Source organism: Pseudomonas sp. FW507-12TSA (assembly GCF_058781435.1).
This window is the reverse complement of the sequence record NZ_JBYSWT010000012.1, coordinates 102,503-113,914: the sequence shown is the minus strand read 5'-3', so window position 1 is coordinate 113,914 and position 11,412 is coordinate 102,503. Positions and strand designations below refer to the sequence as shown.

Below are 11,412 nucleotides of genomic sequence, written 5' to 3'. Positions count from 1 at the left end.
CAGGATTACATGCGGAACACGCCGAAACGGCTCTGTTCGATAGGGGCGTTGAGGGACGCGGACAACGCCAGGGCCAGCACCTCGCGGGTCTGCGCCGGGTCGATGACGCCGTCGTCCCACAGCCGGGCGCTGGAGTAGTAGGGGTGCCCCTGGTGCTCGTACTGGTCGAGGATCGGTTGCTTGATCTGGGCTTCCTGGGTCGCGTCGAACCCCTGTCCGCTACGTTCCGCCTGCTCGCGCTTGACCTGTACCAGCACGCCGGCGGCCTGCTCGGCACCCATCACGCCGATCCGCGCGTTGGGCCACATCCACAAGAAGCGTGGATCGTAGGCGCGGCCGCACATGCCGTAGTTACCGGCACCGAAGCTGCCACCGATGATCACGGTGAATTTCGGCACCTGGGCGCAGGCCACCGCCGTCACCAGCTTGGCGCCATGCTTGGCGATGCCGCCGGCCTCGTATTTCTGCCCCACCATGAAGCCGGTGATGTTCTGCAGGAACAACAGCGGGATGCCGCGCTGGCACGCCAGTTCGATGAAGTGCGCGCCTTTTTGCGCGGCCTCGGCGAACAGGATGCCATTGTTGGCCAGGATCGCCACCGGGTAGCCGTGCAGGTGGGCGAAGCCGCACACCAGGGTGGTGCCGAACAGCGCCTTGAATTCATCGAACAACGAACCGTCCACCAGGCGCGCGATGACTTCGCGCACGTCGAACGGCTGCTTGGGATCGGCCGGCACCACGCCATACAGCTCATCCCGGGCATACAGCGGGGCGATCGGCGTGCGTTGCTGCAACTGGCCCTGCTTGTGCCAGTTGAGGTTGGCCACGCTACGGCGCGCCAGGGCCAGGGCGTGCTCATCGCTCTCGGCATAGTGGTCGGCCACGCCGGAAACCTTGCAGTGCACGTCGGCACCGCCCAGGTCCTCGGCGCTCACCACCTCGCCGGTGGCGGCCTTCACCAGCGGCGGGCCGGCGAGGAAGATAGTGGCTTGCTCGCGGACCATGATCGCTTCGTCGGCCATGGCCGGTACGTAGGCGCCGCCGGCGGTGCAGGAGCCCATGACCACGGCGATCTGCGGGATGCCCTGGGCGCTCATGTTGGCCTGGTTGAAGAAGATCCGCCCGAAGTGCTCGCGATCCGGGAACACTTCGTCCTGGCGGGGCAGGTTGGCGCCGCCGGAGTCCACCAGATAGATGCATGGCAGGCGGTTCTGCAGGGCGATGGTCTGCGCGCGCAGGTGTTTTTTCACGGTCAGCGGGTAGTAGGAGCCGCCTTTGACCGTGGCGTCGTTGGCCACGATCATGCACTCCACGCCTTCTACCCGGCCGATACCGGCGATCACCCCGGCAGCGGGCACGTCCTCGCCGTAGACCTCGTAGGCCGCCAGCGGGCTGACCTCCAGGAACGGCGAACCGGGGTCGAGCAGGCGGTTGATCCGCTCGCGGGGCAGCAGCTTGCCGCGTGAGGTATGGCGTTCCTGGGCCTTGGCGCCGCCGCCTTGCTGGACCTGGGCCAGCAGGGTATGGAGGGCGTCGACCTGGGCCGCCATGGCGCTCCAGTTTTGCGCGAACTCTGGTGATTTAGTGTTCAACTGTGACTTCAGGATCATCATGACTCCTCGCGCAGAATCAAGCCTCAAGCTTCAAGCTGCAAGAATGTTCAGTGTTGTGGCTGCAAGCGCGCATCGCTGTTTGTCTTGCTGCTTGTAGCTTTCTGCTTGAAGCTGCTTCAGCGGGTTTCGTTGAACAGTTCGCGGCCGATCAACATGCGGCGGATTTCGCTGGTGCCGGCACCGATCTCGTAGAGCTTGGCGTCGCGTAGCAGGCGGCCGGCCGGGAATTCGTTGATGTAGCCGTTGCCACCCAGGATCTGGATCGCATCCAGGGCCATCTGGGTCGCACGTTCTGCGGAGTAGAGGATCACCCCGGCGGCATCCTTGCGGGTGGTCTCGCCACGCTCGCAAGCCTGGGCCACGGCGTACAGGTAGGCGCGGCTGGCGTTGAGCTGGGTGTACATGTCGGCGATCTTGCCCTGGATCAGCTGGAACTCGCCGATGCTCTGGCCGAATTGCTTGCGGTCGTGGATGTAGGGCACCACCAGGTCCATGCAGGCCTGCATGATCCCGGTCGGGCCGCCGGAGAGCACCACGCGCTCGTAGTCCAGGCCGCTCATCAGGACCCGCACGCCGCCGTTGACTGCGCCCAGCACGTTCTCTTCCGGCACTTCGACGTCATCGAAGAACAGCTCGCAGGTGTTGGAACCGCGCATGCCCAGCTTGTCGAACTTGTTGCTGCGGCTGAAGCCTTTCCAGTCACGCTCGACGATGAACGCGGTGATGCCGTGGGGACCCTTTTCCAGGTCGGTCTTGGCGTAGATCACATAGGTGTTGGCGTCGGGGCCGTTGGTGATCCAGGTCTTGCTGCCGTTGAGTACGAAGCGGTCGCCGCGCTTGTCGGCGCGCAGCTTCATCGACACCACGTCGGAGCCGGCGTTGGGTTCGCTCATGGCCAGGGCGCCGATGTGCTCGCCGCTGATCAGCTTGGGCAGGTACTTGCTCTTTTGCTCGTGGTTGCCGTTGCGGTTGATCTGGTTGACGCACAGGTTGGAGTGGGCGCCGTAGGACAGGGCCACCGAGGCCGAGCCGCGGCTGATTTCCTCCATGGCCACCACATGGGCCAGGTAACCCAGGCCGGCACCGCCGTATTCTTCCGGCACGGTGATGCCCAGCAGGCCCATGTCGCCGAACTTGCGCCACATGTCGGCGGGGAACAGGTTGTCGGCGTCGATCTGTGCCGCCCGGGGCGCCAGTTCCGCCTTGACGAAGGCCTGGACTTGTTGACGCAGCATGTCGATGGTTTCACCGAGGGCGAAGTTCAGGGTCGGGTAACTCATGGCGGGGCACCTTCAAAATTTGTTTTTGTCGAGGGAACGAGACGCGGAGAGCAGCGCTGCCAGGCTCTCACCTTTACGTTAACGTAAACCTGCCTCGGATGGCTGTCAATCACCCTTTACGTAAACGTCAACTTGCGCCAGAGTAACCGGGCTTTCGCTTGGAGCCCGGCTTGTTCGCGCCATCGGCCTGGCTCCTGAACACCCACTAATAAAGACAATAGGGGGCGTCATGGAACACTCGGGTTCCCAGCCGGATCGCAGCTATACCCGTGGTACGCAAGACCGCGCCTTGCTGGCGCAGACCATTGGCCAGGCCTTCGACAACACCGTTGCCGCCCATCCCCAGGGCGAGGCGCTGGTGGTCCGCCACCAGCAGTTGCGCTACACCTGGCAGCAACTGCGCGAGACGGTCGACCTGCATGCCCGGGCCATGCTGGCCCTGGGGCTCAATACTGGCGACCGCCTGGGGATCTGGGCCCCCAATTGTGCCCAGTGGTGCATTGCCCAGTTCGCCAGCGCCAAGATCGGTGTCATCCTGGTGAACATCAACCCGGCCTATCGCGCCGCCGAACTGGAGTACGTGCTCAAGCAGTCCGGCTGCCAATGGCTGATCTGCGCCGGGGCCTTCAAGACTTCCGATTACCACGGCATGCTCCAGGGGTTGCTGCCGGAACTGGCCGAACAGTCCATTGGCCAGTTGCACAGTCAGCTGCTGCCAGAGTTGCGCGGGGTGATCAGCCTGGACGCCCGGCCACCGTCGGGCTTCCTGCCGTGGTCGCAGCTCAGCGACCTGGCCGCCGGCGCCAGCGCCGAGCAGTTGCAGGCCCGCCAGGACAGCCTGGATTTCGACCAGCCAGTGAATATCCAGTACACCTCCGGCACCACCGGCTTCCCCAAGGGCGCGACCCTGAGCCACTACAACATCCTCAACAACGGCTACATGGTCGGTGAGAGCCTGGGCCTCACCGCCGCCGATCGGCTGGTGATCCCGGTGCCGTTGTATCACTGCTTCGGCATGGTCATGGGCAACCTGGGTTGCATCACCCATGGCAGCACCATGATCTATCCCAACGATGCCTTCGACCCGCTGCTGACCCTGGGGGCCGTGGCCGAGGAGCGGGCCACCGCGCTGTATGGCGTGCCTACCATGTTCATCGCCATGCTCGACCAGCCCCGGCGCCACGAGTTCGATCTGGCGAGCCTGCGCACCGGGATCATGGCTGGCGCCACCTGTCCGATCGAAGTGATGCGCCGGGTGATCAGCGAGATGCACATGAGCCAGGTGCAGATCGCCTACGGCATGACCGAGACCAGCCCGGTGTCGCTGCAGACCGGACCTGCCGACGAGCTGGAACTGCGGGTGACCACCGTGGGCCGGACCCAGCCGCACCTGGAAAGCAAGATCATCGACGAGGCCGGCAACGTGGTGCCGCGAGGCACCATCGGCGAGCTCTGTACCCGGGGCTACAGCGTGATGCTCGGCTACTGGAACAATCCCGAAGGCACCCGGGAGTCCATCGACCCGGCCGGCTGGATGCACACCGGCGACCTGGCCACCATGAACCCGCAGGGCTACGTGTGCATTGCCGGGCGTAACAAGGACATGATCATCCGCGGTGGCGAGAACATCTATCCGCGGGAGCTGGAGGAGTTCTTCTTCACCCATCCGGCGGTGGCCGATGTACAGGTGGTGGGGGTGCCATGCGCCCGTTACGGCGAGGAGATCGTGGCCTGGATCAAGTTCCATCCCGGACACGCGGCCAACGAACTGGAGTTGCAGGCCTGGTGCAAGGAGCGCATCGCGCACTTCAAGACGCCGCGTTACTTCAAGTTCGTCGAGGAGTTCCCGATGACCGTCACCGGCAAGATCCAGAAATTCCGCATGCGGGAAATCAGCGCCGAGGAACTGCGCGAGCACCTGGGCAGGGGCTGATCGTCTTGGGTGCGTGCATCGGTCCCGGTGCACGCAGCTGGGGCGGGCAGGGTGCAAAACACGAAAGGCAGGAAGCACAAAGGGGAGCCGAGGCTCCCCTTTAATTTGTCGTTGCGTGCTCTTTTTTTATTATTGAGGGTCGGCCTGTTGTTGTTTTTGTCGACCGTGGCCCTTTACCGCTGTTTTGGGCGATCCCCATCCGGGATCAAGAGCAAACGTATTTTTTTGAGCGCTGATCCAATGTGTCGCCAAGGCGATCCAACCGGTTCGGGAGCTACCTCGAGGGTAGTTTTATTGTTCTCTGACCGATTGCGGATGGCTCTTGCAAGCCGTCCCGCACAGTGCACCTTCTCCAAAAAAATCTGTTAGCTGCGTCTCTGCCGTGTTGTTTTTGTTATGTCAGAGTCGTTTCGTCTTATTTTTATTAGGTTTGCAGCTTTTTATTCTTGTTATGCCATAGAGATAGCAGAAGCCGTGCCAACTTTTTAAATTTCTTTAAAATCAATGGTTTAATGATTTTGTAGGACAATCTGTTCCGCAAAAAAATCAACAAACTGTTTCCGTGTTACTCGTTCCCGCCCCATTCCAGAGCGGCCGGTAACACACCGGCCGCACACTCTGCTCAGCTGGCACTGCGCGCCTTGGCCACCCGCGAGCCGGTGGCCCGGCCGAGCACTTCGCTGATGCGGTTACCGGCTGCGATCAGGCGGTCCATGTCGATACCGGTGTGGATCCCCAGGCCGTCGAGCAGGTAAAGCACGTCCTCGGTGGCGACGTTACCGCTGGCGCCCTTGGCATAGGGACAGCCGCCCAGCCCGGCCACGGAGCTGTCGAACACCGCGATGCCTTCTTGCAGGCTGGCGTAGATATTGGCCAGGGCCTGGCCATAGGTGTCGTGGAAGTGCCCGGCCAGCTTGTCCCGTGGGACATTCGCGGACACTGCTTCGAACATCCGCCGGGTAGCGCCGGCGGTGCCGGTACCTATGGTGTCGCCCAGGGACACTTCGTAGCAGCCCATGGTGTACAGCTCGCGGGCCACCAGGGCCACTTGTTCGGGGGCGATCGATCCTTCATACGGACAGCCCAGCACGCAGGACACATAGCCGCGCACGCTGATGCCGTGCTGCCGGGCGGCCTCCATGATCGGCGCGAAGCGTTCCAGGCTCTCGCTGATGGAGCAATTGATGTTGCGCTGGGAGAAGGCTTCCGAGGCGGCGGCGAATACCGCGACTTCCTTGACCCCGGCCGCCAGGGCATCCTCGAAACCGCGCAGGTTCGGTGCCAGGGCGCCGTAGACCACCCCCGGCTTGCGCTGGATGCGGGCGAACACTTCGGCCGAGCCGGCCATCTGCGGCACCCACTTGGGCGAGACGAAACTGCCGACTTCTATATAGCCCAGGCCGGCCTCGGTCAGGGCGTCCACCAGGCGCACCTTGTCGTCGACGCTGATGGGCTGGGCTTCGTTCTGCAGGCCGTCGCGGGGGCCGACTTCGACCAGGCGTACATGGCTGGGGAGGGACATGGGGTTCACCTTCTCTCAAGTGATGACTGGGAGCGCTGCGCACCGGGTGGTCGCGGGCGTCATTGGGCGGTGTTGTTCTGACTCTGGAGGGTCTGTTGCAGCGCCTGGGTGCAGCGCTCCTCGGCGGTATCCAGTTCCAGTTTCATCTGTTCGATGTCCAGTAGTTGCTGTTCGAGCTGTTCGCGGCGCTCGGCGATCTTGGCCAGCATGCTGTGCAGTTGCTTGAGATTGCCGCTGGAAGGGTCGTAGAGCTCGATCAGTTCGCGGCATTCGGCCAGGGAGAAGCCGATGCGCTTGCCCCGCAGGATCAGTTTCAGACTGACCTTGTCCCGTGGCGAATAGATGCGCTCCTGGCCCCGGCGCTCGGGGGCCAGCAGGCCTTGCTCCTCATAGAAGCGAATGGCCCGGGTGGTGATGTCGAGCTCGCGGGCGAGGTCGGAAATGCTGTAGGTCTGGCTGCTCATGGAGGCGCTCAAGGTAGGACTTGGCGCTAAGCTAAAGGCAGGTTGACGTATACGTCAAGCAATGCCCTTGCATCGAAGGTACGCTCCTGGCGGCCCGGCCCGGAAGCGGATCCGCCGGCGGTTCGCGTTCAGACTGCTTGCTGGTCGAGTTTTTTCTCGTGAGCGGCGACCTGCTGGCACAGCTCGATCATCTGCTCGCGCATCCAGCGGTTGGCCGGGTCCTGGTCGGTGCTTTCGTGCCAATAGAGATGGGTTTCCACTGGCGGCACGTCGTTGACCGGCAGGTTGAAGGCCTGCAAGTCGTGGCGTCTTGCAAAACGCGCCGGCACGGTCATGACCATGTCGGTCTGCTGCAAGACCAGGGAGGCCATCAAGTAATGCTGGGAGCGCAGGGCGATCTTGCGCTGGATGCCCATCTTGCCCAGGGCCAGGTCCACATGGCCGAGGCCGCTGCGACGGCTGGAAATATGGATATGGGTCAGGGACAGGTAGTCGTCCAGGGTGAACTTTTCCTTGCCCGCCAGCGGATGGCCCTTGCGCATGGCGCAGACATAACGGTCTTCCATGAGCTTGACGTGACGCACCTGGGGGTCGGTGTTGAGCGGCGCATCCACGGCGAAATCCAGGCGTCCGGCCGCCAGTTCCTTGGTGGTTTCCCGGCGCTTGGAGAGGAAGCTCTCGATCGCCACCGTTGGTGCCAGGCGCCGCAAGCGCTGGAACAGCGGCGGCAGGATCACCGCCTCGGTCAGGTCGGTCATGCTGATGCGGTAGGTCTTCACCGCCTGCAGGGGGTTGAAGATCCGGCTCTCCTGGACCGAGACCCGCAGCAGCGACAGGGCGTTGCGCACCGGCCCGATGATGTTCTGCGCCATGGGAGTCGGCACCATGCCCTGGGCGGTCCGGACGAACAGCGGGTCATTGAAGGTTTCGCGCAGGCGGGCCAGGGCGTTGGACACCGCCGGCTGGGTGATGCCGACGATCTGGCCGGCGCGGGTCAGATTGGCTTCGGTGTAGATCGCGTCGAAAACGATGAAGAGGTTGAGGTCGACCTTGCTCAGATTCATGGCGCTGCACTCTTATTGTTGGCCTCGCAGAGGGGCCATTGGGGCACGTGAGGGGGCGGCTTGGAAGCCTGCAGAATCAGCCGATCATATATCGGTGATGAATGTTAATACATGCTGAGAATAGGCTAGGTAAATTTTCGTAGCTGAACTAGCATCGATTTCAGTCCCTCCACACCCGTTTTCACAGAGGTAGAGCTGCCCATGGAATTCGCCTATTCCCCCAAGGTCCAGGAACTGCGTGAGCGCGTCACCGCGTTCATGGATGCCTATGTTTATCCGGCTGAAGCGGTCTTCGAGCGCCAGGTTGCCGAAGGCGACCGCTGGCAGCCGACCGCCATCATGGAAGAGCTCAAGCTCAAGGCCCAGGCCGAAGGGTTGTGGAACCTGTTCCTGCCCGAGTCCGAGCTGGGGGCCGGGCTGACCAACCTGGAATACGCGCCGCTGGCGGAAATCATGGGGCGCTCGATGCTCGGTCCGGAACCGTTCAACTGCTCGGCCCCCGACACCGGCAACATGGAAGTACTGGTGCGTTATGCCAACCAGGAACAGAAGCAGCGCTGGTTGCAGCCGTTGTTGCGTGGCGAGATCCGTTCGGCCTTCGCCATGACCGAGCCGGACGTGGCCTCGTCCGACGCCACCAACATGGCGGCCCGGGCGGTGCGCGATGGCGACGAGTGGGTGATCAACGGCAAGAAATGGTGGACCTCGGGCGCATGCGATCCGCGCTGCAAGATCCTGATCTTCATGGGCCTGAGCAACCCGGATGCGCCGCGCCACCAGCAGCACTCGATGATCCTGGTGCCGGTGGACACCCCCGGGGTGAAGATCATCCGCCCGCTGCCGGTGTTCGGTTACGACGACGCTCCCCACGGTCACGCCGAGGTGGTGTTCGACAACGTCCGCGTGCCCTATGAAAACGTGCTGCTGGGCGAGGGCCGGGGCTTCGAGATCGCCCAGGGGCGCCTGGGCCCGGGCCGCATCCACCACTGCATGCGCTCGATCGGCATGGCCGAGCGCGCCCTGGAATTGATGTGCAAGCGTTCGGTGAACCGTACCGCGTTCGGCAAGCCACTGGCGCGGCTGGGGGGCAACATTGACAAGATCGCCGACTCGCGGATGGAGATCGACATGGCGCGCCTGCTGACCCTCAAGGCCGCCTACATGATGGATACCGTCGGTAACAAGGTGGCCAAGAGCGAGATCGCCCAGATCAAGGTGGTGGCGCCGAACGTGGCCCTGCGGGTGATCGACCGGGCGATCCAGATCCATGGCGGGGCCGGTGTTTCCAATGACTTCCCGCTGGCCTACATGTATGCGATGCAGCGTACCCTGCGCCTGGCCGACGGCCCGGATGAAGTGCACCGGGCGGCAATCGGCAAGTACGAGATCGGCAAATACGTGCCCCGGGAACTGATGCGCAGCGGCGGGCACTGATAGCTGCTCCCAGAGCCTGCCGGTGGCGGCATCGGCAGGCTGCGCATGGGTTCAGTAGACCCAGACCTCCACGCGCCGGTTCTTGATCCGGCCCTCGTCGAGATCGTTGGCGGCCACCGGCAACTGTGCGCCGAAACCGCGGATCTCGCGCAACACCACGCCACTCTTCACCAGTTCCCTACGTACCGCCATGGCCCGCAGTTTGGACAGCAGGGCGGCGCGGCCGGGGTCGTTCTTGGCATCGCCGAAGCCGGCCAGGGTTACCTGGCGAGTCATCTTGCCGTGCTGGCGCAGATAGTCCAGGACCCGGCTCAGGTCCTGGCGGGCCTTGTTGTCCAGGTTGGCGCTGCCTTCCTCGAAGCGAAAGTTCACGCTCAGGCGCTGGGCTTCCCGGGCCAGGGCCTGGTAGGCCTCGGGCATCTGCGGGTTGGGCGTCACGCTCATGGCTTGCACGGTCTGGGCGACGAAGCCGTTGGCGGCGACGATGGCCTGGCCTTTGGCGCTCTGGGCGAAGCTCACCAAGGCCTTGGCCCAGGGGTTCTGGCTGTCGGGCGGCAGGTACAGGTACAAGCGGCGCGACAGCGGATAGTCCTCGGTGGCGATCAGGCTGTTGAGTGGCAGCATCGGTTGCGAATCGCCGTCGACGATGGCCACCGCCTTGGCCTGGCGCACATAGGGCAGGCCGATGAAGCCTATGCCCTGGGGATCCTGGCTGACCGCGTCGGACAGCTGCTCGCTGGATTCGAAACGCTTGGCGCCGGGACTCAGGGCCTTGCCGCGCCGGCCAAGGACCAACTCCCTGAAGGTGTCGTAGGTACCCGACTGGTCATCCCGGGCATACAGGTGCACCGGGCCGCCGATCCCGCCCAGGTCTTCCCAGGTCTTGGTCTCGCCGCTGAACAGTCGCGCCAGTTGCTCGGTGCTCAAGCGGGTCAGCGGGTTGCGAGGGTGGAGGATGATCGCCAGGCCGTCGATGGCGATGACTTGCTCGGCGTCGGGGCTTTTCAGGTCACCGAGGTTCTCCAGCTCCACCAGTTCACCGTCCTTGATCGGCCGTGAGGCGGCGGCCAGGTCGGCTCGGGCACTGTTCAGCGCGGCAAAGCCGGTGCTCGAGCCATGGGCCGCCACCTCCGCCCGGACCTGGCCGCCCTGGGCGGTCTGGCCGATGACCCGTTGCTCGTTGTCCTTGCCGCTAGCCTCGATCCTGATGCCATGCAGGCCCTGTTGTTCCATGAGCCCCTTGACCAGCGCCGGGCCCAACCGGGCGCCGATGGTGTTGGAACCCTGGATACGCAGCACCGCCGTGTCGTCCGCCGCCAGGGGCAGGGCGGCGAATGCCGACCAGGGCAGGGAATAACAAATGAAACCGATCAGGAACAGGCTGATGGTCCGGCACCAGATGTCTCGTTCACTGGCGGAGAAAACGCGGGGCATGGGGCACTGGCCTTCTATATAGAGGAAGAGGTAAGTGCCGGCGAGATTAAGTCAGGGAGGTGACAGGCATGTGACGAAGGACGGGTGTCATCGATAAATGGCGAAAGTCCTACGCCATAAATAGCTGTTTTCTCTAGATTTTTTGAGATTTTTCCTAAAGACCAGCCTTTGGGGCCTACGTAGAGTGGACAACTTTGTCTGTAGGGGATTGGGGCGACTGCCAACGCGTCATCCCCGCAGATGCCCCGGCAGCGTGGAGCTGCCAGTTCTCGTGACTTTCAAAGGAGTTGCAAATGAGTGCCTGGTTTGAACTGAAGCAGTATGGCAGTGGTGCGTGCAGATTCTTGCTCAAGACAGAGGAGGCGCAGACCATGCTTCAAAGCGACCGCTACCCTTGCCGGGACAGTGCCGAGGCAGCCCTCGGCCTGTTCCGCGCACACTGCGCCTCTCCCGAGCGCTACGTCAAGAAAATTTCGTCGGGTGGCAAGCCCTATTTCAAGCTCAAGTCTGGCAATGAGGTGATCCTCGTCAGCCACTTGTACGATTCGCAAGAGGCCCTGGAGAGAGCCATCGGCGAGATTGCCAGCGCCGGCACCACGGACCGCGTCCAGCGGGTCCAGCTCTAACCGGCAGAAAAAAGCCCATCAACAGATGGGCTTTTTTGTGCC

General features: G+C 63.2%; 9 protein-coding genes. 3 read left to right on the top strand and 6 right to left on the bottom strand.

What is annotated here, in order from left to right; all coding sequences use genetic code 11:
* Positions 1-5: 5 nt before the first annotated feature.
* Positions 6-1,613 carry a carboxyl transferase domain-containing protein gene (locus AC3WK8_RS13715; protein ID WP_053136674.1) on the bottom strand — a complete coding sequence of 536 codons (1,608 nt, stop codon included), beginning with the start codon at positions 1,611-1,613 and terminating at the stop codon, positions 6-8.
* Positions 1,614-1,729: 116 nt separating this feature from the next.
* Positions 1,730-2,893 carry an isovaleryl-CoA dehydrogenase gene (locus tag AC3WK8_RS13710; protein WP_022639680.1) on the bottom strand — a complete coding sequence of 388 codons (1,164 nt, stop codon included), beginning with the start codon at positions 2,891-2,893 and terminating at the stop codon, positions 1,730-1,732.
* Between the two features lie 229 nt (positions 2,894-3,122).
* Here AC3WK8_RS13710 and AC3WK8_RS13705 point away from each other — a divergent pair, with 229 nt between their 5' ends.
* Positions 3,123-4,826: an AMP-binding protein gene (locus AC3WK8_RS13705; protein WP_103325623.1), complete on the top strand. Its 1,704-nt coding sequence runs from the start codon at positions 3,123-3,125 to the stop codon at positions 4,824-4,826.
* Between the two features lie 622 nt (positions 4,827-5,448).
* Here the strand turns inward: AC3WK8_RS13705 and AC3WK8_RS13700 are convergent.
* The 3 genes from AC3WK8_RS13700 to AC3WK8_RS13690 all read right to left on the bottom strand — a co-directional run bounded on the left by AC3WK8_RS13700 (position 5,449) and on the right by AC3WK8_RS13690 (position 7,876).
* Positions 5,449-6,348, bottom strand: coding sequence for a hydroxymethylglutaryl-CoA lyase (locus AC3WK8_RS13700; protein ID WP_085598500.1), 900 nt, complete (start codon positions 6,346-6,348; stop codon positions 5,449-5,451).
* A 59-nt stretch (positions 6,349-6,407) separates the two neighbouring features.
* Positions 6,408-6,812: a MerR family transcriptional regulator gene (locus AC3WK8_RS13695; protein WP_022639677.1), complete on the bottom strand. Its 405-nt coding sequence runs from the start codon at positions 6,810-6,812 to the stop codon at positions 6,408-6,410.
* A gap of 128 nt (positions 6,813-6,940) precedes the next feature.
* A complete protein-coding gene (locus tag AC3WK8_RS13690; RefSeq protein ID WP_085598502.1) occupies positions 6,941-7,876 on the bottom strand; it encodes a LysR family transcriptional regulator in 936 nt (311 codons plus the stop codon).
* 201 nt (positions 7,877-8,077) lie between these two features.
* Between AC3WK8_RS13690 and AC3WK8_RS13685 the strand changes: the two genes are divergently transcribed.
* Complete coding sequence (locus AC3WK8_RS13685) at positions 8,078-9,310, top strand: acyl-CoA dehydrogenase (RefSeq protein WP_103325622.1); 1,233 nt, start codon at positions 8,078-8,080, stop codon at positions 9,308-9,310.
* 51 nt (positions 9,311-9,361) lie between these two features.
* On the opposite strand, the gene AC3WK8_RS13680 is transcribed toward AC3WK8_RS13685, so the two are convergent.
* Positions 9,362-10,744 (bottom strand): substrate-binding domain-containing protein, encoded by a 1,383-nt coding sequence (locus tag AC3WK8_RS13680; RefSeq protein WP_103325621.1) that lies wholly within the window; start codon positions 10,742-10,744, stop codon positions 9,362-9,364.
* Positions 10,745-11,037: 293 nt separating this feature from the next.
* Here AC3WK8_RS13680 and AC3WK8_RS13675 point away from each other — a divergent pair, with 293 nt between their 5' ends.
* Complete coding sequence (locus tag AC3WK8_RS13675; RefSeq protein ID WP_022639673.1) at positions 11,038-11,370, top strand: DUF1508 domain-containing protein; 333 nt, start codon at positions 11,038-11,040, stop codon at positions 11,368-11,370.
* Positions 11,371-11,412: the final 42 nt, after the last annotated feature.